Here is a 24,742-nt window from a genome sequence, read left to right as displayed (position 1 = left end):
GAGCCTTGGAACAGCCTCTGACTAGCCTTCGCCGGATAGCTTGGCGCCCGTTGCGGTCGTAAAGGGGAATCCGTTGGAAACCAGGTCCTCATGACGACCCTCCTGCAAATCTCCGATACCCACTTCGGCACCGAGCAACCCGCCGTGGTCGCGGCTCTGGAAGCCCATGTCCGCGAACACGGCGCCGATGTCCTCATCCTCTCCGGGGACATCACCCAGCGCGCCCGGCGCGAACAATTCGCCGCCGCCAAGACCTTTGTCGAACGCCTGGAAAGCCATGGCATTCCACAAACCCTGGTCATCCCGGGCAATCACGACCTGCCACTGTACAATATCTTCGCGCGTTTCCTGACGCCCTATGGCAACTATCGCCGCCATTTCGGCCAGGATCTGGAGCCCAGTTTCGAAAACGACGAGCTGTTGCTGGTCGGGCTCAACACCACCGCCCCGCAACGCCACAAGGATGGCGCGGTCAGCAGCGAGCAGATCGAGCGCGTGGCCGAGCGTCTGCGCCGCGCCGGTCCTGGCAAGCTGCGCATTGTCATCGCCCACCAGCCCTTCGGCGCCCTCGAACTCAGTGACCTGAGCAATCTGCAACACAACGCCGATCACGCCCTGGCCACCTGGGCCGCCGCCGGACTGGATCTGGTGATGGGGGGGCATATCCACCTGCCCTATGTGCTGCCGCTGAGTCGCCAGTACCCCACCCTGCCCCGCGAGGTCTGGATCGTCCAGGCCGGCACTGCCCTCTCGTCTCGCGTGCGCGGCACCTCGCCCAACTCCTTCAATCGCCTGCTGGTCGGCGAAGGGGCGGAAAAGACCGTGGACGTGGAACGCTGGGACTTCCAGGGCGATCGTTTCGTCGTCGGCGAGCGCCACGAACTGCGCTGGCAGGCTGCTCAGGACGCCCTGGCGAAACGCTGAGGCGTCCGGCCGGGGGCGCCGATGCGCGCTCCTGCGCACTTCCAGCAATGGAAATTGATTCAAGCTGTTGAAACGGCTGGCAGGCCACAGGCGCCACGTAGTCTTAGGACTTTCGGCAAGAGTGGCCTCCCATGGAATCCCTGACGCAATCGCTGCTTGGCTTTATCGAAACCCACCAGGCCTGGGCGCCGCTGCTGGTCGGCCTGCTCGCCTTTGGCGAATCCCTGGTGCTGCTGGGCGTCTTCATTCCGGCCACGGCCCTGCTGCTGGTGGTCGGCGGCCTGGCCGGCTCCGGGGTGCTCGCGCCGGTGCCGCTGGTGCTGGCCGCCATCGTCGGCGCCATCCTCGGCGACATCTGCTCCTACATCATCGGCCGCTGGCTCGGTCCCAGTATCGTCCACCGCCCGCCCTTTCGGCGCTATCGCAAGCAGGTGGCCAGGACCCGGCTGTTCTTTCGCCGCTATGGCTTCTTCGCGGTATTCGGCGGACGCTTCCTGACCATGATCCGCAACACCGTGCCCCTGGTGGCCGGGATGATGGCGATGAACCAGCTGCGCTTCCAGTCGGCCAATGTGCTCTCGGCCATCGTCTGGGCGCCGCTGATGATGGGCCCGGGTTATCTGGCGGCCAAGGGCGCCAACCACTTCAGCTTCGCCGGCAACGAGTCGCTGTGGATCGGCGCGGCGATCGTCGCCGTGCTGGGCGCCGGCGCCGCGCTGTTCTTCAAGCAGCGGCTGAAACGCGCCTAGCGACGGGCGGCCAGCGCCTCGCGCAGACGCTGGCGATTCAGCGGTACCTCGCGCAGGCGCAAACCGGTCGCCGCCGCCACGGCATTGGCGATGGCCGGGGGGATGGCGGCGGTAGTGGCCTCCCCCGCCCCTACCGCCGGTTCTTCCGGGCGATCGATCAATTCCAGTTCCAGCTCGGGCAACTCGTTGAAGGTCAGCGGCGGATAGGCACCCCACTCCAGGCTGGTCACTCCCTGGTGATCGAAACGCACCGCCTGCTTGAGGGTCCGGGCGATGCCCTGGACCACGCAGCCTTCCAGCTGATTGCGCAGGCCGTCCGGATTGACGATCAGACCGCAGTCATGGGCCACCACCACCCGGGTGACCCGGATCCCCGTCGCCTCGCTCACCGCCACCTCGACCACAGCGGCCACATAGGCGTTTTCGTTTTCGTAGTGCAGGAAGGCCAGACCCTGCCCTTTCGCCAGGGCACCGTCCCAGACCTTTTCCTGCCTGGCGGGTAGCTGCCAACCGGCCTTGGCGGTGGCGACCTGCAGCACCGCCCGCGCGCGAGGGTCCTGCAGATAGCGCAGGCGGAATTCCAGCGGATCGACCCCGGCCGCCAGGGCCAGCTCGTCCATGAAGGACTCGTTGGCGAAGGTATTGCCGACCGCTCCCAGGGCGCGCAGGGCAGAGGGTCGCAGTGGCGAATCCCCGGCTTCCAGCCAGTGGGTCGCCACCTGGACGTTGAGCAGGTCGTAGTCCAGCGGCGCATTGCGATTGCCACCACCCCGCCCACCCTTGAGCGGCAGGTTGTAGGCCAGCTGCCCGGCGAGCAGGGCAGCCTTGCCGGTCTGGCCATTGGGTCGGGTCAGGTGGGTGGGCGTCCAGTTGGCGAAGCGCCAGGCCAGCAGATCGCCGGCCGCGCCCAGGCCACCGGCCAGGCGCAGCAGCATGGCCGGGCCCTTGGGATTCCAGCCGTGCTCGTCGGCGCGACTCCACTGCACCCGCACCGGACGGCCGCACAGCCTGGACAGCAGCGCCGCATCGGCCGCCGCGTCATCGGCGCCGTTATGGCCATAGCAACCCGAAGCCTGCTGATAGATGACATGGATACTGTCTTCCGGCAGCGCCAGCAGATCCGCCAGTGCCGCCCGGAGCGGGTAGACGCCCTGGGTACCGCTCCAGACCGTGGCGCCGTCGGCACGCACGTCCGCCACCGCGCAGGAGGGACCGATGGAGTCATGGTTTTGATAAGGCCAGCGATACTCGGCGTCCAGCCGCTGCGCGGCATTCTCCAATTCGCCTTCAACGTCACCGGCCTCCTGCTGGATGTCGGCCGGTCCGGCCTTGGCTTCCAGCCGGGCATAGAGTTCGCCCGGCAGCGGCAGGTCCGGCACCAGGCTCCAGTCCACCCGCAGCGCCGCCGCGCCCTGTCGCGCCAGCCAGGGCTGCTCGGCCACCACCGCGACGAAGGCGCCTTCGTACACCAGCTGCGCGCCAGCCGGCAGCGCGCTGGCATCGATACCACGAAGGCTCACCCCCGCCAACCGCGCCGAACCGGTGCAGGGTGGCCGTACCATGCAGCCGTGCAGCATGCCGGGCAGGCGCAGGTCATGGACATAGTCGAAGCTGCCGAACAGCTTGGCGGGGATGTCCTCGCGCGGCACCGAGGTGCCGACCAGGCGGTAATCCTTGACGGCGCGGGTACGCACGGCCTGATTGACCAGCCGCCCCAGGGGCCGTCCGCCCACCAGCTCGCCATAGCTGACAGAGCGCCCGGTGGGATCGCCGCGATAGACCACGCGACCCTCCACCGTGTCCACCACCGCCAGATCCAACCCCAGGCGCCGCGATCCCTCCAGAAACAGGAATTGCCGCGCACTGGCGGCGGCCTTGCGCAACTGGGCGCCACCCACCTGCAGACTCTTGCTGCCGGCGGTGATGCCCTGGTCCGGGGTCAGCCGGGTATCGCCCTGGATCAGCCGGGTAGCGGCAAAGGCCACGCAAAGCTCCTCGGCCACGATCTGCCGCAGCGCCGTGCCGACCCCGGTACCCAGTTCCACCTTGCCGCTGTAGACGGTGACCTGGCCCTGGGCATCCACCGCCAGCCAGGCATCCAGCTGGCGCTGATCGAGGGTCTTGGCCAGGTCCACCGGGTCAGCCGGTGCAGGCAGCACCTGGGCGGCGACCGGCCGCTGCAGGCTGAAGCCCAGCAGCAGCACTGCGCTGCCGCCGAGAAAGGCACGGCGTGACAGCGTCATGCCGGAGCCTGCCCGTCGCGCAGGAGCACCGCCGCCCGCTTGACCGCACGCAGGATGCGATAGTGAGTACCGCAGCCACAGAAGTTGGCCGCCAGCGCCTGGCGGATCTGCGCGTCGCTGGGATCGGGCACGCGTTCGAGCAGCGCACGGGCGGTCATCACCATGCCGGGGATGCAATAGCCGCACTGCGCCGCCTGTTCCTCGATAAAGGCCTGCTGCAACGCGTGCGGCGCCTCAGGCGTACCCAGGCCTTCCAGGGTCAGCAACTCGCGACCGGCAAAGGAGACTGCCGGCAGCAGGCAGGCACGCACCGGCTTGCCATCCGCCAGCACCGTACAGGCGCCACACTCGCCCAGGCCGCAGCCGAACTTCGGACCCTTGAAACCCAGTTCGTCACGCAAGGCCTCCAGCAAGGGCATGCGCGGATCGACGTCGAGTTGTCGCTGCTCGCCATTGACCTTCAATTTGATGGCCGCCACCGCTATTTCTCTCCTTCGCGCGCGGCCGCCACGTCCGCAGGACGGATGTCGGCGGCGTGGCCGCCAAAGCGGCGGCCGATGTAGGTGGCCAGATCGGCCAGTTGCTGATCGCTGAGCACGTCCCGATAGGCTGGCATGAAGGCATGCTCGGTCCGCCCCTGGCGATCGAGGCCGTCGAGCAGGACGCGTACGAGATTGGTCCCGGCCGGATCGCGCACCGCCGAATAGTTGCTAAAGGAGCGCGGATAGGGACCGGCCGGCCCCCTGTCGTCCGGGGCATGACAGCTGGCGCAGGCGGATTGCAGCAAGGCCGCGCTTTCCGCCTCGGCAGCGGTGAGCGGCCCGGTTTCCCCGGGCGGCTGCACCTCGGCCCGCGCCGGCACCGCTCCGGGCTGCGCCGGCAGGGTCCGCAGATAGGCGATCAGGGCGCCGAGGTCCGCGTCGTTCAGATGGCGGGTACCGCCGCTCACCACCTCGGCCATGGGCCCCGCCGCCACGGCTTCGCCGCGCTGATGCCCTTCGCGCAGATAGCTGGCCAGCTTGGCATCACTCCAGCCGCCAAGGCCGCGGGGATCCGCGGTGAGATTCCAGGCAGTCCAGCCTTGCTGGGTCGCGCCGGCATAGGCCCGGCCGCTGTCGAGACCCTGGCTCCAGGTCCGCGGCGTATGGCACTCCTGACAGTGTCCCACCGCCTCCGCCAGGTAGGCGCCCCGCCCCACCTGAGCGTCCGTCACGGCGGGCAGTGGGCCCTGACGGAAGTTCAGCCATTTCCAGCCACGGATCAGCGCGCGCTGATCGAAGGGAAAACGCAGCGCGTTGGCCGGCGGTGCATAGGGTACGGGGCGCTGGACCTGCAGATAGGCGAAGATGGCCGCGATGTCCTCGTCGCTCAAGCGGGTAAAGGCCGTATAGGGAAAGGCGGGATAGAGCTGCTCACCCTCGCGCCCGATGCCTTCATGCAAGGCCCGGCGAAAGTCCTCTGCCGTCCAGTCACCCAGCCCGTGCTCGCGATCCGGGGTGATGTTGCTCGAATAGAGACGCCCGAAAGGCGTTTCGAAGGCGGCGCCCCCGGCGAAAGGCGCGCCATCGGGACGGGTATGGCAGCCCTGGCAATTGCCCAGGCGGGTCAGATATTCGCCACGCGCCAGGTTCGCCTCGTCGGCGCGGGCTAGCGCGCTGGTGGACAGGAGCAGCATCCCCGCCAGCAGGGGCAGGGCCAGGGATCTCATCAGCTCTCCTCGTGAAGTCGAACCGGACTGGCCGATTCCGCCGTGGCTTTGCCGTCATCCTAATCGTAGCGGCAAGCCGCCGTGGCGCTCGGCCCCGGAGGTGAGATATAGGCGACAGTTTCGGCCCGCACCTTGACGGCGGCCTTTACATTCCCACTCCGATCCGGCTGCGTCCTGATGCGAGCCTGGAGCGCTGCCTGCCTCGGACCCTGATTACCGACACTCCGAACAGGAAGGAAACCACCCAAGATGCAAATTCCATAGGGGTGGTATTACTCAGCGCTTGGGCACGAAGCCATCGGGCTTGGCCGCCAGCCAGTCGACGAACTGGCGAATGCGCGCATCGCTGAGCAGCAATTCGCGGCTGTTGTATTCCAGCGCCAGGGTCTTTTCGTCGAAGGTCTGGTGGATATGGTTGTGGCAGGGTCGGCAGACCCAGAGGGTGGCGGTGATCCGGCTGATGCGGTCGAATCTCTTGCGCACGTAGGCCTTGTCGTGCAGCGAGCGAGGAATCAGATGATGGCGGGTGAGCGGCGCCGCCCGACCGCACAGCTCGCAGCGAGCCGGCTGGGGCGGCAGACGTATCGCCTGGGGCATGATGGGCTCCACACGGGCTGGATGCCCATTCGAGCCGCCCGGGCGGAACGGGGTTCAATAGCCGCCGGCGAGACTCGGCGTGACCAGCACCCGCTTGGCCTGCAGGTAGCTGTTCTGCCAGTAGGGCTTGGCCAGGCTGTCCAGGCGCACGGTACCGCCGGTACGTGGCGCATGGACGAAACGCCCTTCCCCGACATAGATGCCGGCATGGCTGACCTGACGACCACCGGCCGTGGCGAAGAAGATCAGATCACCGGGCTGCAGGGCGTTGCGCGCCACATTGGGCGAGCCGAGGGTGATCATCTCGCGCGTCGAGCGCGGCAGGGCCACGCCAGCCGCATCGCGATAGACGTAGCCGATCAGACCGCTGCAGTCGAATCCACCCGCCGGGGTGTTGCCGCCGTACCGATAGGGCGTGCCGACCAGGCCGATGGCCCGAAAGAGTACATCGTTGGCCGCCTGGGCCTGGCTTTCCAGCACGGGACGGGAGACGACCGGGGAGACCGGTGCGGGGGCCTGGGGCGGCCTGCCGGCACAGGCGGCCAGCAGTACAAGGGCGCAATACAATCCGAGGCGAGCCGCATGCGGCATTGGAGACATCCTTAGTTATCCATCGATCACCATCGGCCTGCCACGCAGCCTCGACGGGTCCTCGAAGCGCACCGGCGAAGATCGCGGCGATACGCCTCAGCGCAATACGCGCTTGCCTTCCAGGAAACTCACCTTCCAGTACTGGTCGTTCAGGCTGTCCACCCGCACCCCGCCGCTACGACGACTGGAGGAATGGATGAACTTGCCTTCGCCCATGTAGATACCGGTGTGACTGACCCGGCCACGGCCGTTGCTATTGAACAGCAACAGGTCGCCAGGTTCCAGGTCATTCTTGCTGACTACCGGTACTTCGAGATCGATGATCTCGCGGGTGGAACGCGGCAGGGTCATACCGGCGCGCTCACGAAAGACGTAATTGACGAAACCGCTGCAATCGAAACCGGCCAGGGTGCTGCCGCCGCGGCGATAGGGTGTCCCCACCAGCTGAGTGGCACGATTGAGGATCTGGTCCGCCAGACTCGGCAGCGCCTGGCGCGGGCCGACCTCGCGCTCCCAGTCGAGCTGATGCGGCGACTGGGTATGAGGGAAGACCGGACGTTGCTGAGCACCCTCGGCCTCCACGGGCGCGGAGCCATTGCCAGCGCCACCCAGGCCATGCAGCGAAGCGGTCTGGAACGTCCGGGAGGGAGTGGACGAATCCTGGGTAGCGATGGTGTCGGGACTTTGCGGCGCACTCGCACAGGCGGCGAGCAGACAGACAAAAGACAGGGGCACGAGGGGTGCGAGGCGTTTCCTTGGCATGGGCACGACCGTGTCGTTTTTTCAAAGTTTCGACACCTTGCCGACGTGGATCACAGATGGCAAGTTTTTTTAGCCTTCGATGTGACTCAAAAGCCGGGGAAGGACGTCTACGGCCCTTTTTTTGAGCTGAACGGTCGCCAGGCCGCTCAGCGACGAGCGGTCCGGGTTGATCTCGATGAGGTCGCCACCCTGCGCCAGGGTCTGTCCGATCGGCGCCTGGATATAGCCGAAGGCAGCCGTGGTGCCGACCGCGATCACCAGGTCGAATCCCTCCTCCACCGCCTCCTGCAGACGCTGCAACTCGGTGCCCGGCAAGGCTTCCTCGAACAGCACCACGGGTGGCCGCAGAATGCCGCCGCAAGAGGGACAACGCGGCGGCAACGGACCGGCCAGGTAATCCTGAGCCGCCTCGACGGCCTGCGCGCAACTCATGCAGGCGAGCGGCTCCAGTTGTCCGTGGATCTCGATCAGCCGCTCCGCTGGAAAACCCGACTGCCGATGAAAGCCGTCGATGTTCTGTGTCAGCACCCAACTGCCGGGATGTCGAACGCCGAAATCGGTGATCGCCTGGTGCGCCGCATTGGGCACGGCCGCGGCGCAGGCCCGGCCAAGTTGCGCCAGGTAGCGCCAGCAGAGCTCCGGACGCTGCCGGAGCATGCTGCCCGACAGCGCCGCCTCGATGGGGATGCCTTCCTCGGTGAGGCCGTTGTACAGCCCGCCCAGGCCGCGATAGGTTGGCAGTCCGGAGTCGGCGGAAAGCCCGGCCCCGGTGATGAACAGCACCCGCCCGGCCCGCGCGAGCAGACCCCGGGCGCGTGCCAGGGCGTCGGTCAATGATTCACCGTCAGGGCCAGCATCACCGACAGCTGGCAGAGCGGACGCCCGCTCTGTTCCTGCCAGAGGTTGAAGGCCTCCTGCATCTTCTGCCGGTCGCGCTTGGCGGTGGGCGCCTTGTCGAGGATGTTCTGCGCCTTGAGCGCCGTCACCACATCGTCGGTCGCCAGGAAGGTGTCCTTGCCGGCCATGCGCAGGAATCGCTGCGCCGACAGGCCACCCAGCTGGTTGCCACGCTTGGTCAGCAGCTCCCACAGGCCGACGATGTCCTCTGTCGGCCATTCGGCCAGCAACTGGCCGAAGCTGCCGTGGCTGTGCTGGAAGTCGAGCACCATCTGGGCGTTGATCGGCACGCTACGCAATTTGCCCAGGTGGCGGATCAGCCGCGCATCCTGCATCAGCCGCTCCAGGCGTTCGCCGCCCATGAGCACCACCTTCTCCGGATCGAAGCCGAAGAAGACCTCCTCGAAGGCCGGCCACTTGGCATCCACCAGGCTGTGCTTGAGTCCGGCGCGAAAGATGCGGCGGGTCAGCAGCGACAGATAGCGGTCATCGCCCACCGACCTCAGGGTCGCGGCGTCCACCGGTTGTGGCAGTCGCGCTTCCAGGGCCGCGCGCGAGCCACAGCGGTTGAGGGCGTATTCGAGCAGCCAGGCGTAGTCCCGCATCAGAGATTCATCACCTGGACGAAGCGCGGCGTCGCACTGTCATCGATCTTGAGACTGGCGAAGTCGAACAGCTCGCGATCGGCCAGCTGCGAGGGCACCACGTTCTGCAGGGCGCGGAACATGATCTCGGTGCGCCCCGGCGTCTTGCGCTCCCACTCCAGCAGCATCTCCTTGACCACCTTGCGCTGCAGGTTTTCCTGGGAGCCGCAGAGGTTGCAGGGAATGATGGGGAATTCGCGCAGGACGGCGTAGGCCTCGATGTCCTTCTCGTTGCAGTAGGCGAGCGGTCGGATCACCACATTGCGGCCGTCATCGGCGCGCAACTTGGGCGGCATGGCCTTGAGGGTGCCGCCATGGAACAAATTGAGGAAGAAGGTTTCTACCATGTCGTCGCGATGATGGCCGAGCGCCATCTTCGTCGCACCGATCTCGTCGGCGAAGGTATAGAGGATGCCCCGGCGCAGGCGCGAGCACAGCGAACAGGTGGTCTTGCCCTCGGGGATCTTTTCCTTCACCACGGAATAGGTATCACGTTCCAGAATGTGGTACTCGACCCCCAGTTCCTTCAGATACTGGGGTAAAACGTGTTCAGGAAAGCCCGGCTGCTTCTGGTCGAGGTTGACCGCCACGATCTCGAAGCGAATCGGCGCGACCTTCTGCAGATGGAGCAGCATGTCGAGCAGGGTGTAGCTGTCCTTGCCACCGGACAGGCAGACCATGACCTTGTCGCCGTCCTCGATCATGTTGTAGTCGGCGATGGCTTCGCCGGTAAGACGGCGCAGGCGTTTTTGCAGCTTGTTCTGGTTGACCGAAAGGGTGCCCATGGATGAATCCGCGAAAGGAAAAAACGAAAGGCCGGCATTTTACGCGCAAAGCTTCCGCCGCCCTACCCCGAACGTCAATCCGCGGCGACCGGCAGCCATGAGCGAAACCCAGGCGCTCATGACGGCGCTCCATCAGGAACTGCTCGGGGCCCAGACCAGCCTGTCGGAGTACGAGTTGCTGCAGGCCCTGCGCCGGGCGGGTTCTCCCCTCGTGCCCCCGCGCCCGGTGACCGACAACTACGAACTCTTCCGCCTGCATTTTCGCGTCTTCAACGCCCTCTACCAGCTGCGCGACCAGTTGCGTGCCGAGCAACGCGCCGAACTGGTCATCAGCGCCCTGCGTATCGAACTGCGGCCCTATCTGCGCGCCCGGCCCGGGCTGATCGTGGCCGATCCGCTGCGCGCCTATTACCTGGACCTCACCCAGCTGGAGACCACCACGCCGGAAGACGTGGCCAATCTGCTCAATCACTTCTGGGCGCTGGTCAACGGCGAGTCCGAACTGCTGGAAGCCCTGCGCCTGCTGGGCCTGGACCGTTCGGCGGACTACGGCCAGATCCGCCGCCGCTATCGCCAGCTCGCCAGTCGTCACCATCCGGATCGTGGCGGCAGCACCGGTCGGCTGCAGACCATCAACGCGGCCATGGATACGCTGAGGCGGCACTATGGCCACCAGCCGACCGCGGACGCTAGGGCGCAGGCACGAGCTTCGGCATAATCATCCGCCTCGCCAGAGGTTGCCCATGCCTGAACAACTCCACGCCCGGGTCGAAGACTGCTATCGGCAGTCCGAGGCCTTCTTCAAACGTCGCTTCCCACGCCCGGACGTCAGCCTGGCCCTGCGCGGCCAGCGCGCCGGCGTCGCCCATCTCACCGAGAACCGATTGAGATTCAACGGGCAGCTCTATCAGGAAAATCGCGCTCACTTTCTCGAACAAACCGTGGCCCACGAGGTGGCGCATCTGGTGGCGCACCAGCTGTTTGGCGGCAGCATCAGGCCGCATGGCGAGGAGTGGCAGCTGATCATGCGTGGCGTCTATGGCTTGCCACCGGATCGCTGCCACACCTACGAATTGCCGCAACGGGCCCGCACCCTGTACCTGTATCGCTGCAACTGTCCGGACGGTCGCTTCGAATTCACCGCCCAGCGTCATGCTCTGGTGCGCAAGGGACGACGCTATCTGTGCCGACGCTGCCGCGGCCCCCTGGATTTCACCCGGGAAGTCATCCGCGGCTGACCCTGCCCTGCCGGGCCCGACCCGGGTTCCGGCAGACAGCGAAGATCATCAGCCCTGGGCGAAGACTTCGTCGAACAGGTTGTGCATCGCCAGGAAGGCACGCTTGGCCACCACCGGGTGATATTGCTGCTTGCCCGGATTGTTGGCTTCGGGATCGGTGAAGGAATGCACCGCGCCGCCATAGCTCAGCAGTTGCCAATCCACCTGGGCGGCATCCATCTCCTGGCGGAAGCCGGTGAGTTGCTCGTCCGGCACCATCGGGTCGGCGGCGCCGTGCAGCACCAGCACCGGACCGGTGATACGGGCCGCATCGGCCGGGTTGGGCGTATCCAGATTGGCGTGGAAGGTCACCACGGCGCTCAGCCGGGCCCCGTCGCGCGCCAGTTCCAGCGCCGCGCAGCCGCCAAAACAGAAGCCGATGGCCGCGATCTGGTGGACGTCCACCGCCGCTGTCTCGGCCTGGGCAAGCAGCGCCGCATGAGCCGCCTGCATGCGCTGGCGCAACAGCGCGCGATCGCCGCGGATCGGCGTCATGGCCGCCAGGGCCTCGTCGGCGTTCTGCGGACGCACGTTGCGACCGTAGAAATCCACTACCAGGTAAGCCAGGCCGTCGGCCTCGGCCAGCGCCTTGGCCTGCTCGACGGCGCCATGGGACACCCCCATCCAGTTGGGCGCGAAGAGCACGCCTGGACGGGTCGGATTACTGCTGGTGGCGTACACCAGCTGGCTCTCGAACGGCTGACCATCGATTTCGTAGGCAACGGGTTTTACAGTGACATCGACCATGGGGTCCTCCAGAGGGTGGATAAGAAGAAGCCCGCCGAGGCGGGCTTCTATCTTCAAGCGGACAATTCCACCAGCAGTTTGTTTAACCGGCGGACATAGGCGGCGGGGTCCTTGAGGCTGTCGCCTGCAGCCAGCGCAGCCTGATCGAACAGGATGTGCGACAGGTCGGCGAAGCGGTCCTCGTCGGGCTCGCCATCGAGCTTCTCGATCAGCGGGTGCTGCGGATTGATCTCGAAGATCGGCTTGGAATCCGGCGCCTTCTGACCGCTGGCTTCCAGGATGCGGCGCATCTGCAAGCCAAGGTCCTGCTCGCCGATCGCCAGGATCGCCGGCGAATCGGTCAAGCGATGGGAAACGCGGACTTCGCTGACCTGGGCATCCAGGGCCTGCTTGAGGCGCTCCACCAGGCCTTCCTTGGTCTTGGCGACCTCTTCCTGGGCCTGCTTGTCTTCTTCGCTGTCCAGCTTGCCGAGATCCAGATCGCCGCGGGCGACATCGACGAAGTGCTTGCCGTCGAATTCGGTGAGATAGCTCATCAGCCACTCGTCGATGCGATCGGTCAGCAGCAGCACCTCGACACCCTTCTTGCGGAAGACTTCCAGGTGCGGGCTGTTCTTGATCTGGGCATGGCTCTCGCCAGTCAGGTAGTAGATCTTGTCCTGACCTTCCTTCATCCGGCCGATGTAGTCGGCCAGGGACACGTTCTGCGCATCGTCGCCATTGTGGGTCGAGGCGAAACGCAGCAGGCCGGCGATCTTCTCGCGGTTGGCGAAGTCTTCCGCCGGACCTTCCTTGAGCACCTGGCCGAAGTGGCCCCAGAACGACGGGTACTTCTCCGGCTCGCTCTTGGCCAGCTTCTCGAGCATGTCCAGCACGCGCTTGGTCAGTGCCGACTTCATGGAGTCGATCACCGGATCCTTCTGCAGGATCTCGCGGGACACGTTCAGCGACAGGTCGTTGGAGTCCACCACACCCTTGATGAATCTCAGGTACAGCGGCAGGAACTGGTCGGCCTGGTCCATGATGAAGACGCGCTGCACATAGAGCTTCAGGCCCTTGGGCGCTTCACGCTGGTAGAGATCGAAGGGCGCACGGGCCGGCACGTACAGCAGCGAGGTGTATTCGAGCTTGCCTTCGACCTTGTTGTGGCTCCAGGTCAGCGGATTCTCGAAGTCATGGCCGACGTGCTTGTAGAACTCCTGGTAGTCCTCGTCCTTGAGTTCGGTACGCGGACGGGTCCAGAGCGCGCTGGCACGGTTGACGGTTTCCCACTCGGCTGCGGTCGGCTGCTCGTCCTCGCCCCCCTGCTGCTCCTTGGGCAGCTCGATGGGCAGGCCGATGTGGTCGGAGTACTTCTTGACCACGTTGCGCAGGCGCCAGCCATCGGCGAATTCGGTTTCCTCGGGCTTAAGGTGTAGCACGATGCGGGTACCGCGCTCGGGCTTGTCGACGTTCGCGACCTCGAACTCCCCTTCCCCCTTCGACGACCAGTGCACGCCTTCGGCGGCGGGCTGGCCGGCACGGCGGGTGTAGACGTCGACCTGATCGGCGACGATGAAGGCCGAGTAGAAGCCCACGCCAAACTGACCGATGAGGTTGGAATCCTTCTTCTGGTCACCGCTGAGATTCTTCAGGAAATCGGCGGTACCGGACTTGGCGATGGTGCCGAGGTGGGCGATCACCTCTTCGCGGCTCATGCCGATGCCGTTGTCTTCGAGGGTGACCGTGCCGGCCTCCTTATCGAAGCTCAGGCGAATCTTCAGCGTATCCCCGCCTTCGAGCAGTTCGGGCTTGGACAAGGCCTCGAATCTGAGCTTGTCGGCCGCGTCGGAGGCGTTGGAAATCAATTCGCGCAGGAAGATTTCCTTGTTGGAATACAGCGAGTGAATCATCAGGTGAAGCAGCTGCTTCACTTCGGTCTGGAAGCCTAGGGTTTCCTTTTGAGTCTCCACACTCATGCTACGAACTCCGCTATCGATAGGTACGCACCAGATGCCTGGCGATGTCGCGGAGATGGGGGCGCCCGGTGACATTTCAACCTTGGCGCGCTCGGTTCGCGATGCAGGTAGGAATTTGCGCGATGCTTGGGCTAGACGCGGAACTTAACTTTTAACGGTGCGCTCGAACGGCTGTCGTGTAGTTCATAAGGAGAAAACACATGAAAAAGCCCTTCGCCATCGCCCTGCTCTTCACTGCCGCCTTCGGCCTCGCCGCCTGTGACAAGCCTTCCGAAAACAAGGCTCAGGATGCTGCCAAGACCGAACAGAAAGCCCAGGAAAACCTGAACAAAGCCGCTGAGCAGAGCAACAAGGCTGCTGAGCAGCGCAACGAAGCCGCCAACGAGGCTGCCAAGGAGCAATCCAAAGGCGAAGCCACCTCGGTCAGCCCGGCCACCGGTACCGCCAACGGCAATGCGCCGGCTACCCAGCCCAAGCCGTAAGCTGTCTGGATACGAAAAAAGCCCGCTTATGCGGGCTTTTTTGTGGACGGCTGATTCAGGAGCGCGAGGGATCCGGTTCGGCCTCGTCCTCTTGGACGCGTTCGCCAGGCCGCAGGCTTTCCAGCGCCAGGGCGGCAAGGCCCACCACCACGGCCGGCAACAGCCAGCCCAGACCCGAGTCGGCCAGCGGCAGCCACTGCACGGCTCCGCTCAGATAGGGCACCGTCAGGTGCGCAGCCTGCAGGCCATCGAGGATGCCAAAGGCCAGGGCCACCAGCAGCACCGGCCCGAGGATGCGCCCGGGCGCCGCCCAGCGGGCGGTGAAGAAGCTCATCACCACCAGCGCGATGCAGGGCGGATAGATGGCGGTCAGGATCGGTACCGAGATCTGGATCAGCTGGGTCAGGCCCAGGTTGGACACCAGCAGCGAGAACGCCGCCAGCAGGACCACCAGGCTGCGATAGCTGAACGGCAGGAATTCGCTGAAGAACTCCGCGCAGGCGCAGGTCAGGCCCACCGCCGTGACCAGGCAGGCCAGGGTGATCAGCACCGCAAGGAAGTCGCTGCCGACGCTGCCGAAGGTGTGCTGCACATAGGCATGCAGGACCTCGGCGCCATTGCTGGCATGGGGCACCAGCACCCCGCTGCCGGCGCCGAGCTGGAACAGACTCAGGTAGACCAGCACCAGCCCTGCCCCGGCAATCAGCCCGGCGATGATGGTGTAGCGCGTCAGCAGCTGCGGCGCTGTCACGCCACGGGCACGAATGGCGTTGACGATGACGATGCCGAATACCAGGGCGCCCAGGGTATCCATGGTCAGGTAGCCGTTGACGAAGCCCTGGGACAGCGCCCGCGAGGCGTAGTCCGGTGCCGCCGTGGCAGGACCGCCAGCCGGCCAGAACAGCGCTGCGCCGCCCAGCACCGCCAGCGCCAGGATCTTCAGCGGACCGAGAAAGCGCCCCACGGTATCGAGCAGGCGTCCCGGATAGAGCGAGACCACCAGCACCACCAGGAAATAGGCCAGGCTGTAGAGGAACAGCGGTATGGGTCCGTTGCCCAGCAGCGGCGCGACGCCGACCTCGAAGGACACCGTGGCGGTGCGCGGCGTGGCGAACAGCGGGCCCACCGACAGGTAGCAGACGATGGCCAGGGTGCGGGCGGCGGTCTGGCCGAGCGGTTTGCTCAGGGCGTCCATGCCGCCCCCGACGCGCGCCAGGGCGATCAGCGTCAGCACCGGCAGGCCGACGGCGGTCAGCAGAAAGCCCAGGGCGGCGCTCCAGACGTGCTCGCCCGCCTGCAGACCGACGATCGGGGGAAAGATGATGTTGCCCGCGCCGACGAACAACGCGAACGTCATGAATCCAAGGGCCAGGACATCCCGGCTTTGCAAAGCTTTCATGGAAGGCAGTACCAGCAATGAGGAAAACAAGGCAGCCCGCCCTCATGGGAGCAGGTCTTGGCAGGGCCACGGCGTGGCCGTTGGAGCGGAAGGTTGCCATCCTAACGAATTACCGGCGAAAAGGCAGCCGGCAGCTGATGAGGCGTCGCGGTCGCGCCCATGAAAAAGGCCGCCCGAAGGCGGCCTTTTCTGCCGTCAGTCAGGCTCAGGCCTTCTTGACTTCCCAACCGGTCAGTTCGGCCAGGGCCTTGCCGATGTCGGCCAGGGAACGCACGGTCTTCACACCGGCGTCCTGCAGGGCAGCGAACTTCTCGTCCGCAGTACCCTTGCCGCCGGAGATGATGGCGCCGGCGTGGCCCATGCGCTTGCCGGGCGGTGCGGTGACACCGGCGATGTAGGACACCACCGGCTTGGTCACGTTGGCCTTGATGTAGGCCGCGGCTTCTTCTTCAGCGCTGCCGCCGATCTCGCCGATCATCACGATGGCTTCGGTCTGCGGATCTTCCTGGAACAGCTTCAGGATATCGATGAAGTTCGAACCCGGGATGGGGTCGCCGCCGATGCCCACGCAGGTGGACTGGCCGAAGCCGGCGTCGGTGGTCTGCTTCACGGCTTCATAGGTCAGGGTGCCGGAACGCGACACGATACCGACCTTGCCCGGCAGGTGGATGTGACCGGGCATGATGCCGATCTTGCACTCGCCGGGGGTGATGACGCCGGGGCAGTTCGGGCCGATCAGGCGTACGCCCAGTTCGTCGCACTTCACCTTGGCATCCAGCATGTCGAGGGTAGGGATACCCTCGGTGATGCAGACGATCAGCTTGATGCCGCCCAGCGCCGCTTCCATGATGGAGTCTTTGCAGAAGGGAGCCGGCACATAGATCACCGAAGCGTCGGCGCCAGTGGCTTCGACGGCTTCACGCACGGTGTTGAACACCGGCAGACCCAGGTGGGTGGAGCCGCCCTTGCCGGGGGTCACGCCGCCGACCATCTGGGTGCCGTAGGCGATGGCCTGTTCGGAGTGGAAGGTACCCTGGCTACCGGTGAAGCCCTGGCAGATGACCTTGGTGTCTTTGTTGATCAGGACGCTCATTACTTACCCTCCGCGGCCTTGACGACCTGCTGGGCAGCGTCGGTCAGGCTGGTTGCCGCGATGATGTTCAGGCCGCTTTCGGCCAGGACCTTGGCACCGAGTTCGGCGTTGTTGCCTTCCAGGCGAACCACGACCGGCACCTTCACGCCAACTTCTTTCACCGCACCGATGATGCCTTCGGCGATCATGTCGCAGCGCACGATGCCGCCGAAGATGTTGACCAGAACGGCCTTCACGTTGCTGTCGGACAGGATGATCTTGAACGCCTCAGTCACGCGCTCTTTGGTCGCGCCACCGCCGACGTCCAGGAAGTTGGCCGGCTTGCCGCCGTGCAGGTTGACGATGTCCATGGTACCCATGGCCAGACCGGCACCGTTGACCATGCAGCCGATGCTGCCTTCCAGGGCCACGTAGTTCAGTTCCCACTTCTGCGCATGGGCTTCACGGGCGTCGTCCTGCGACGGGTCGTGGAAGGCGCGCAGCTTGGGCTGACGGTAGATGGCGTTGCTGTCGATGTTGATCTTGGCATCCAGGCAGTGCAGGTTGCCGTCCTTCTTGATCACCAGCGGGTTCACTTCCAGCAGCGCCAGGTCGTAGTCCTGGAACAGCTTGGCCAGACCGACGAAGATCTGGGTGAACTGCTTGATCTGGTCACCTTTCAGGCCCAGCTGGAAAGCCAGGTCGCGACCCTGGTAGGGCTGAGCGCCCACCAGCGGATCGATGGTGGCCTTCAGAATCTTTTCCGGAGTGTCGTGAGCGACCTTCTCGATGTCCACGCCACCTTCGGTGGACGCCATGAACACGATACGGCGGCTGGAACGATCGACCACGGCGCCCAGATAGAGCTCCTGATCGATGTCGGTGCAGGATTCGACCAGGATCTTGGTGACCGGCTGACCGTTGGCGTCGGTCTGGTAGGTCACCAGACGCTGGCCCAGCCACTTGGCGGCGAATTCCTTGGCTTCTTCCTTGCTCTTGACCAGCTTCACACCACCGGCCTTGCCACGGCCACCGGCATGTACCTGGGCCTTGACGACCCACTCGTCGCCGCCGATACGGCCGCAAGCCTCGTAGGCCTCCTGGGGGGTGTCGACAGCGTAGCCTTTGGAAACGGGCAGGCCGTATTCAGCGAACAGCTGCTTACCCTGATACTCGTGGAGATTCATGCTTGTCTACCGTCTTCGTTGGGTATTGCGCATTCGACGCTGTGCGTTCTCCGAGCCGTCCTCCGGACGGTCGCGGGCACCGCGCCACCTGTGACCCCTGCCCTAGTGGGGTGTCTAACACCCCACTAACAAGAGTCCGAGGTGCCTTCCTGCGGTGGAGCCCTGCGGCTCCACGGCGGTCGGCAACCCCGTGGTTCCGTAAATCCCTTACCGCTTCTTGCGATTCACTGCGTGGATCGCATGACCGTTCACCGCCAGGGCCGCTTCGTGCAGCGCCTCGGACAGCGTCGGGTGCGAGAACACCATCATGCCCAGGTCTTCGGCGCTGGAGCCGAATTCCATGGCGATGGCGCCTTGCTGCACCAGCTCCGCCGCGCTCGGGCCGACCACATGGACGCCCAGGACGCGATCGGTCTTGGCATCCGCCACGACCTTGACGAAGCCGGCGGTGTCGTTGGCCGCCAGGGCACGACCGCTGACCGCGAAGGGGAAGGTGCCGACATTGACTTCGACGCCTTCGGCCTTCAGGGCCTGCTCGGTCTTGCCGACCCACGCGATTTCCGGGTGGGTGTAGATCACCGAGGGGACCAGATCATAGTTCATCTGGGCCTTGTGACCGGCGATGCGCTCGGCAACCATCACGCCCTCTTCCGAGGCCTTGTGGGCCAGCATCAGACCGCGCACGCAGTCACCGATGGCAAACACGCCCGGCACGCTGGTAGCGCAATGGTCGTCGACGTAGATGTAGCCACGCTCGTCGCTTTCCACGCCGCTGTCGGATGCCAGCAGGTCGGTGGTGACCGGACGACGGCCCACGGCGACGATCAGACGATCGAAGGTGATCTGCTTTTCTTCACCGGCTTCGGTGTAGTTGACGGTGACTTCTTCGCCGTTGACCTGGGAGCCGGTCACGCGAGCACCCATGCGAATGTTCAGACCCTGCTTGGAGAGGATCTTGTAGGCTTCCTTGGATACCTGCTCATCGGCGGCGACCAGGAACTTGTCCAGGGCTTCCAGCACGGTGACTTCGGCACCCAGGCGGGCCCAGACCGAACCCAGTTCCAGGCCGATGACGCCGGCACCGATCACGCCCAGACGCTTGGGCACGCTCTGGAATTCCAGGGCGCCGGTGGAATCGACGATGACCTTCTGGTCCACCGGAGCCGGCGGGATGTCAATGGGACGCGAGCCGGACGCCAGGATGACGTTCTCGGCCTCGACCACCTGGACGTTGCCGTCCAGACCGGTGACTTCGACCTTCTTGCCGGACAGCAGCTTGCCGTTGCCTTCCAGCAGGGTCACGCCGTTCGCCTTGAACAGGGTGGCCACGCCGCCGGTGAGGTTCTTCACGATCTGGTCCTTGCGGCCGATCATGGTGGGCACGTCGATGGTGACGTTCGGCGCGTCGATGCCGTGGACCTTAAAGCCCTCGTGGGCCTCGTGGTACTTGTAGGAGCTGTCCAGCAGCGCCTTGGAGGGAATGCAACCCACGTTCAGGCAGGTGCCGCCCAGGGCGACCTTGCCTTCCTTGCCCTTGTAGCGCTCGACACAGGCCGTCTTCAGACCGAGCTGCGCGGCGCGGATGGCGGCCACGTAGCCACCAGGGCCTGCGCCGATCACCACTACGTCGAATTTGTCGCTCATACACTAATCCCCTTGGAGCAGCTTCAGGCAGGAAAACTTGAAGCGGTGCGTGGCCCCTGCCCCGCACCGCGAGAGCCGGATCAGATGTCCAGCAGCAGACGAGCCGGGTCTTCCAGCAGGTCCTTCATGGTGACCAGGAAGGTCACGGCTTCCTTGCCATCGATCAGGCGATGGTCGTAGGACAGCGCAAGATACATCATCGGCAGGATCACGACCTGGCCGTTCACCGCCATGGGGCGCTCCTGGATCTTGTGCATGCCCAGGATCGCGGTCTGCGGCGGGTTGACGATGGGGGTGGACAGCAGCGAACCGAAGACACCACCGTTGGAGATGGTGAAAGTACCGCCCTGCATGTCTTCCATGGTCAGCTTGCCGGCCTTGGCCTTCTTGCCGAAGTCGGCGATGGTGCCTTCCACTTCCGCCAGGCTCATGAACTCGGCGTTGCGCAGCACCGGAACCACCAGGCCGCGGTCGCTGGACACGGCCACGCCGATGTCCTGATAACCGTGGTAGACGATGTCGTTGCCGTCGATGGAGGCATTGACGCCCGGCTGGCGCTTGAGCGCCTCGGTGGCGGCTTTGACGAAGAAGGACATGAAGCCCAGGCGCACGCCATTGTGCTTCTTCTCGAACATGTCCTTGTACTTGGAGCGCAGGTCCATGATCGGCTTCATGTTGACCTCGTTGAAGGTCGTCAGCATGGCCATGCTGGACTGGGCTTCCACAAGGCGCTCGGCGACCTTGGCCCGCAGGCGGGTCATGGGGACGCGCTTCTCGGTGCGGTCGCCAGCGGCGGTCACCACCGGAGCGGCGGCGGCAGCGGGCTTGGCAGCCGGAGCGGCGGCGCCGGACTTCTTGGCCTCGACGGCGGCGACGGCGTCTTCCTTGGTGATGCGACCGCCCTTGCCGGTACCGACCAGGGTAGCCGGGTCGATGCCGTTCTCTTCGGCGATCTTGCGTGCGGCAGGAGCCAGGATCGGGTCCTCTTCACCACCGCCGGCCGGCGCGGCAGCCGGCGCGCTGGCAGCGGTCGGCTGGGCAGCCGGCGCGGCGGCAGCAGTGGCACCCTCTTCCACGCGAGCGATGACTTCTTCGCTCAGCACGGTGTCGCCTTCGTTCTTCAGGACTTCGGCCAGGACGCCATCGACAGGCGCCACGACTTCCAGCACGACCTTGTCGGTCTCGATGTCAACCAGCAGTTCGTCACGCTTGACCGCTTCGCCCGGCTTCTTGTGCCAAGTGGCGACGGTGCCGTCAGCGACCGATTCCGGGAAGGTAGGGGCTTTGATCTCGATAGCCATTCTATGAATTTCCTTAGTGATCTCTAGTAGTCGCGTGGCGAATCAAACGGAGAAAGCATCGTGCAGCAGTTTTTCCTGCTGCTCGGCGTGCATGGAGGCATAGCCGCAGGCCGGCGCGGCGGACGCATCGCGACCGGCGTATTCCAGACCCAGGCCTTGCTTGTAGGCGGACACGGCGCGACGCATGTGATGCTGGCTGCAGTACCAGGCACCCTGGTTCATCGGCTCTTCCTGGCACCAGACCACGCGCTCGAGGTTCGGGTAGCCCGCCAGTACCTCGGCCAGGTCGTCTTCCGGGAACGGATAGAGCTGTTCCAGACGCACGATGGCGATGTCCTGACGATTCTCGCTGCGGCGCTTCTCTAGCAGATCGTAGTAGACCTTGCCGCTGCACAGGACCAGGCGCTTCACCTGCTGGGCGTCGAGGGTATCCAGTTCGTTGATCACGGTCTGGAAGGAGCCATGGGCCAGGTCTTCCAGGGTCGAGATGGCCAGCTTGTGGCGCAGCAGCGACTTGGGCGTGAGCACCACCAGCGGCTTGCGCAGCGGGCGGATCACCTGGCGACGCAGCAGATGATAGATCTGCGCCGGGGTGGTCGGGACGCAGACCTGGATGTTCTGCTCGGCGCACAGTTGCAGGTAGCGCTCCAGGCGGGCCGACGAGTGCTCCGGACCCTGGCCTTCATAGCCATGGGGCAGCAGCATGGTCAGGCCGCAGAGACGACCCCACTTGATCTCGCCGCTGGTGATGAACTGGTCGATGACGACCTGGGCACCGTTGGCGAAGTCACCGAACTGGGCTTCCCAGACCACCAGCGCATTGGGCGTGGTGGTGGCGTAGCCGTATTCGAAGCCCAGCACCGCTTCCTCGGAGAGGAAGGAGTCGTAGATCTCGAACGACGGCTGGTCTTCGGCCAGGTGCTGCAGGGGCACGTAGGGGACAGCGTCCTTCTGGTTGTGCAGCACCGCGTGACGGTGCGAGAAGGTGCCACGCCCGACGTCCTGACCGGTGATGCGGATCGGATGGCCCTCGTGCAACAGGGTGGCGTAGGCCATGGTCTCGGCGAAGCCCCAGTTCAGGGGCAGGCCGCCAGCAGTCATCTTCTGGCGGTCTTCGAGGATCTTGCCGACCTGACGCTGGACCACGACGCCTTCCGGAACCTGCAGCAGCTTGTTGGCCAGGTCCTGCAGGGTCTTGAGGTCGAAGCCGGTGTCGTGCCGGGCGGTCCAGGCATGACCGAGGTAGGGTTTCCAGTCGACGAACAGGTCGCGATTGGGCTCCTTGACCAGGCTGGCCACGACGTGACGGCCCTCGTCGAGGGCGCCGCGATAGGCTTCGAACTGTGCCTGTACCTGCTCGGCAGTGACGACGCCGGCCTGGGTCAGGGCATCCGCATAGAGATCGCGGGTGGTACGCTGCTTGGCGATCTGCTGGTACATCAGTGGCTGGGTGCCGCTCGGCTCGTCGGCCTCGTTGTGGCCGCGACGGCGGTAGCACACCAGGTCGATGACGATGTCACGCTTGAACTGCATGCGGTAATCGACCGCCAGCTGGGTGACGAACAGCACCGCTTCGGGATCGTCGCCGTTCACATGGAAGATCGGCGCCTGGATCATCTTGGCGACGTCGGTGGCGTACTCGGTGGAACGCGCGTCTTCCTGGCGGTTGGTGGTGAAGCCGACCTGGTTGTTGATGACGAGGTGCAGGGTGCCGCCGGTCTTGTAGGCCCGGGTCTGCGACATCTGGAAGGTTTCCATGACCACGCCCTGGCCCGCGAAGGCCGCGTCGCCGTGGATGGCGACGGGTACGACCTTGTCGCCGGAGCGATCGCCGCGGCGATCCTGGCGGGCACGCACCGAACCTTCCACCACCGGAGAGACGATCTCCAGGTGCGAGGGGTTGAACGCCAGCGCCAGGTGGACTTCGCCGCCCTGGGTCATGACGTTGGAGGAGAAGCCCTGGTGGTACTTGACGTCACCGGAGCCCAGCTCGACCAGCTTCTTGCCTTCGAACTCGTCGAACAGGTCGCGCGGGTTCTTGCCCAGGGTGTTGACCAGCACGTTCAGGCGGCCACGGTGGGCCATGCCGATCACCAGCTCCTTGACGCCATAGGAACCGGAACGCTGGATGATCTCGTCGATCAGCGGAATCAGGCTCTCGCCACCTTCCAGGCCGAAACGCTTGGTGCCCGGGTACTTGGTGCCCAGGTACTTTTCCAGGCCCTCGGCGGCGGTCAGGCGCTCCAGCAGATGGGTGCGGACTTCAGGGGAATACTGCGGGCGGCCACGGACGCTTTCCAGGCGCTGCAGGAACCAGCGGCGCTCTTCGGAATCGACGATGTGCATGAACTCCGCACCGACCGTGCGGCAATATGTCTCTTGCAGCGCATCCCTGATTTCGCGGAGAGTTGCTTCCTCTTTGCCGATGAACAATTCACCGGTGCGGAAGGTGGTATCCAGATCGGCGTCGGTCAACCCATAGTGGTTGAGCAGCAGATCGGCAGGCGGCTGACGCTTCCACAGACCCAGGGGGTCGAGTTGGGCAGCCTGATGACCCTGCAGACGATACGCCTGGATCAGACGCAGGACTTCGACCTGCTTCTTCTCGTGTTCGGAACTGACGGTACCGGCCGAGACCGGTTGAGCTCGCCGCTGGTTCTTGCCCAACAGCACGAAATGGTCACGGATCGCGGAATGCGCGACGTCCGGCGAATTGCCAGTGACCGCGGGCAACTTCTGGAAGTAGGTGCGCCACTCTTCCGGCACAGCGTTGGCATCGTGCAGAAACAGCTCATAGAGCTCTTCCACATAGGCAGCGTTACTGCCGGACAGGTGAGCGCTGTCCCACAGTTGCTGCATCTGACTTTCGTGCATCTAGTTCACCCCTTCGGCAGAGATAGCATCAGCCGATGACCAGTCTCGACGCGAGACCTGGCCTCCCTACGGCTGCGCCAATGCCCGGATGCTGTTCCGGGTATCCCTGAATGGACATTGGTTGAATCAAGCTATCGAGGTCGCTAACGAACCCGCCCGGCACAACTGGCCGGGCGGGACGTGGATCAGGTACCGCTCTGCAGCAGCATCGCCCGCACATGGCCAATGGCCTTGGTCGGGTTCAGCCCCTTGGGACAGACCGCCACGCAGTTCATGATCGACCGGCAGCGGAACACGCTGAACGGATCGTCCATGGCCGCCAGACGCTCCTGGGTCTTGGTGTCACGGCTGTCGGCCAGGAAGCGATAGGCCTGCAGCAGCGCGGCGGGGCCGAGGAACTTGTCGGGGTTCCACCAGAAGGACGGGCAGGACGTCGAGCAGCAGGCACACAGGATGCACTCGTACAGACCATCGATCTTCTCGCGGTCTTCCGGGCTCTGCAGGCGCTCGATGGCCGGGGCCGGAGTCTCGTTCTGCAGGAACGGCTTCACCTTCTCGTACTGCTTGTAGAAGATGCTCATGTCGACGACCAGGTCACGGATGACCGGCAGGCCGGGCAGCGGGCGCACGACCAGCTTGTCGTTCTTGACCACGGCCGACAGCGGCGTGATGCACGCCAGGCCGTTCTTGCCGTTGATGTTCATGCCGTCGGAGCCGCACACGCCTTCGCGGCAGGAACGACGGTAGGAGAAGCCTTCATCCTGCTCTTTGATCAGAGCCAGGACGTCCAGCACCATGAGGTCCTTCCCACCGGTATCGACCTGGAACTCCTGCATGGACGGCAGGCCGTCCTGATCCGGGTTGTAACGATAAACGCTGACTTTCAACATGGTGGTCACCT

The 24,742-nt window shown here is 65.0% G+C and carries 23 protein-coding genes; 5 read left to right on the top strand and 18 right to left on the bottom strand.

Annotated elements, in window-relative coordinates; translation table 11 throughout:
* The first annotated feature begins 90 nt into the window (after positions 1–90).
* The gene (locus tag QE393_RS04570; protein WP_273809132.1) at positions 91–924 is read left to right on the top strand and encodes a metallophosphoesterase; all 834 of its coding nucleotides are present in this window, start codon (positions 91–93) and stop codon (positions 922–924) included.
* Between the two features lie 131 nt (positions 925–1,055).
* The gene (locus tag QE393_RS04565; protein ID WP_273809131.1) at positions 1,056–1,673 is read left to right on the top strand and encodes a DedA family protein; all 618 of its coding nucleotides are present in this window, start codon (positions 1,056–1,058) and stop codon (positions 1,671–1,673) included.
* Here the strand turns inward: QE393_RS04565 and QE393_RS04560 are convergent.
* The 9 genes from QE393_RS04560 to ttcA form a co-directional block, all read right to left on the bottom strand.
* Positions 1,670–3,916, bottom strand: coding sequence for a molybdopterin cofactor-binding domain-containing protein (locus QE393_RS04560; RefSeq protein ID WP_273809130.1), 2,247 nt, complete (start codon positions 3,914–3,916; stop codon positions 1,670–1,672). The two genes, QE393_RS04565 and QE393_RS04560, sit on opposite strands and share 4 nt — an antisense overlap.
* Positions 3,913–4,395 (bottom strand): 2Fe-2S iron-sulfur cluster-binding protein, encoded by a 483-nt coding sequence (locus tag QE393_RS04555; RefSeq protein WP_310042294.1) that lies wholly within the window; start codon positions 4,393–4,395, stop codon positions 3,913–3,915. The genes QE393_RS04560 and QE393_RS04555 overlap by 4 nt, the downstream gene beginning before the upstream one ends.
* Positions 4,396–4,397: 2 nt before the next feature.
* Complete coding sequence (locus QE393_RS04550) at positions 4,398–5,624, bottom strand: cytochrome c (protein ID WP_310042292.1); 1,227 nt, start codon at positions 5,622–5,624, stop codon at positions 4,398–4,400.
* Positions 5,625–5,900: 276 nt separating this feature from the next.
* Positions 5,901–6,221, bottom strand: coding sequence for a hypothetical protein (locus QE393_RS04545; protein ID WP_273809127.1), 321 nt, complete (start codon positions 6,219–6,221; stop codon positions 5,901–5,903).
* Positions 6,222–6,275: 54 nt separating this feature from the next.
* Entirely contained in the window at positions 6,276–6,812 is a 537-nt protein-coding gene (locus QE393_RS04540) for a C40 family peptidase (protein ID WP_310042291.1), read from the bottom strand.
* A 96-nt stretch (positions 6,813–6,908) separates the two neighbouring features.
* A complete protein-coding gene (locus QE393_RS04535; protein WP_405046231.1) occupies positions 6,909–7,547 on the bottom strand; it encodes a C40 family peptidase in 639 nt (212 codons plus the stop codon).
* A 96-nt stretch (positions 7,548–7,643) separates the two neighbouring features.
* Positions 7,644–8,408, bottom strand: coding sequence for an NAD-dependent protein deacylase (locus QE393_RS04530; protein WP_310042287.1), 765 nt, complete (start codon positions 8,406–8,408; stop codon positions 7,644–7,646).
* Positions 8,405–9,076, bottom strand: coding sequence for a DNA-3-methyladenine glycosylase I (locus tag QE393_RS04525; RefSeq protein ID WP_273809123.1), 672 nt, complete (start codon positions 9,074–9,076; stop codon positions 8,405–8,407). The genes QE393_RS04530 and QE393_RS04525 overlap by 4 nt, the downstream gene beginning before the upstream one ends.
* Positions 9,076–9,900, bottom strand: a complete 825-nt coding sequence (ttcA, locus tag QE393_RS04520) for a tRNA 2-thiocytidine(32) synthetase TtcA (RefSeq protein ID WP_273809122.1) — start codon at positions 9,898–9,900, stop codon at positions 9,076–9,078. The genes QE393_RS04525 and ttcA overlap by 1 nt, the downstream gene beginning before the upstream one ends.
* 97 nt (positions 9,901–9,997) lie before the next feature.
* On the opposite strand from ttcA, the gene QE393_RS04515 reads away from it, so the two are divergent.
* On the top strand, positions 9,998–10,618 hold the full coding sequence (locus tag QE393_RS04515; RefSeq protein ID WP_310042285.1) for a DNA-J related domain-containing protein: 621 nt from the start codon (positions 9,998–10,000) through the stop codon (positions 10,616–10,618).
* Positions 10,566–11,138, top strand: a complete 573-nt coding sequence (locus tag QE393_RS04510) for a SprT family zinc-dependent metalloprotease (RefSeq protein ID WP_273809120.1) — start codon at positions 10,566–10,568, stop codon at positions 11,136–11,138. The genes QE393_RS04515 and QE393_RS04510 overlap by 53 nt, the downstream gene beginning before the upstream one ends.
* Before the next feature lie 48 nt (positions 11,139–11,186).
* Here the strand turns inward: QE393_RS04510 and QE393_RS04505 are convergent, their stop codons facing one another.
* Entirely contained in the window at positions 11,187–11,924 is a 738-nt protein-coding gene (locus QE393_RS04505) for a dienelactone hydrolase family protein (protein ID WP_310042283.1), read from the bottom strand.
* 53 nt (positions 11,925–11,977) lie between these two features.
* Entirely contained in the window at positions 11,978–13,882 is a 1,905-nt protein-coding gene (htpG, locus tag QE393_RS04500) for a molecular chaperone HtpG (RefSeq protein ID WP_273809118.1), read from the bottom strand.
* A gap of 200 nt (positions 13,883–14,082) precedes the next feature.
* Here htpG and QE393_RS04495 point away from each other — a divergent pair, with 200 nt between their 5' ends.
* The gene (locus QE393_RS04495; RefSeq protein ID WP_007159246.1) at positions 14,083–14,364 is read left to right on the top strand and encodes a hypothetical protein; all 282 of its coding nucleotides are present in this window, start codon (positions 14,083–14,085) and stop codon (positions 14,362–14,364) included.
* A gap of 55 nt (positions 14,365–14,419) precedes the next feature.
* Here QE393_RS04495 and brnQ read toward each other — a convergent pair whose 3' ends face one another.
* The 7 genes from brnQ to QE393_RS04460 all read right to left on the bottom strand — a co-directional run bounded on the left by brnQ (position 14,420) and on the right by QE393_RS04460 (position 24,731).
* Positions 14,420–15,763, bottom strand: a complete 1,344-nt coding sequence (gene brnQ / locus QE393_RS04490; RefSeq protein WP_273809117.1) for a branched-chain amino acid transport system II carrier protein — start codon at positions 15,761–15,763, stop codon at positions 14,420–14,422.
* A 205-nt stretch (positions 15,764–15,968) separates the two neighbouring features.
* A complete protein-coding gene (gene sucD, locus QE393_RS04485) occupies positions 15,969–16,856 on the bottom strand; it encodes a succinate--CoA ligase subunit alpha (protein WP_133859671.1) in 888 nt (295 codons plus the stop codon).
* Positions 16,856–18,022, bottom strand: a complete 1,167-nt coding sequence (sucC, locus tag QE393_RS04480; protein ID WP_064306646.1) for an ADP-forming succinate--CoA ligase subunit beta — start codon at positions 18,020–18,022, stop codon at positions 16,856–16,858. Before sucC ends, sucD begins: the two co-directional genes overlap by 1 nt.
* Before the next feature lie 207 nt (positions 18,023–18,229).
* Complete coding sequence (gene lpdA, locus QE393_RS04475; protein WP_133859672.1) at positions 18,230–19,666, bottom strand: dihydrolipoyl dehydrogenase; 1,437 nt, start codon at positions 19,664–19,666, stop codon at positions 18,230–18,232.
* Between the two features lie 80 nt (positions 19,667–19,746).
* On the bottom strand, positions 19,747–20,967 hold the full coding sequence (gene odhB / locus QE393_RS04470) for a 2-oxoglutarate dehydrogenase complex dihydrolipoyllysine-residue succinyltransferase (RefSeq protein WP_273809116.1): 1,221 nt from the start codon (positions 20,965–20,967) through the stop codon (positions 19,747–19,749).
* Positions 20,968–21,009: 42 nt separating this feature from the next.
* Positions 21,010–23,841, bottom strand: coding sequence for a 2-oxoglutarate dehydrogenase E1 component (locus tag QE393_RS04465; RefSeq protein ID WP_273809115.1), 2,832 nt, complete (start codon positions 23,839–23,841; stop codon positions 21,010–21,012).
* Between the two features lie 185 nt (positions 23,842–24,026).
* Positions 24,027–24,731: a succinate dehydrogenase iron-sulfur subunit gene (locus tag QE393_RS04460; protein WP_007159253.1), complete on the bottom strand. Its 705-nt coding sequence runs from the start codon at positions 24,729–24,731 to the stop codon at positions 24,027–24,029.
* Between the last annotated feature and the right edge of the window lie 11 nt (positions 24,732–24,742).

It is taken from the genome of Pseudomonas sp. SORGH_AS_0211 (assembly GCF_031453455.1).
GTDB lineage: Bacteria > Pseudomonadota > Gammaproteobacteria > Pseudomonadales > Pseudomonadaceae > Chryseomonas > Chryseomonas aestiva.
Note: the sequence above shows the minus strand (reverse complement) of the source record. Positions and strands in the feature narration are given on the sequence as shown.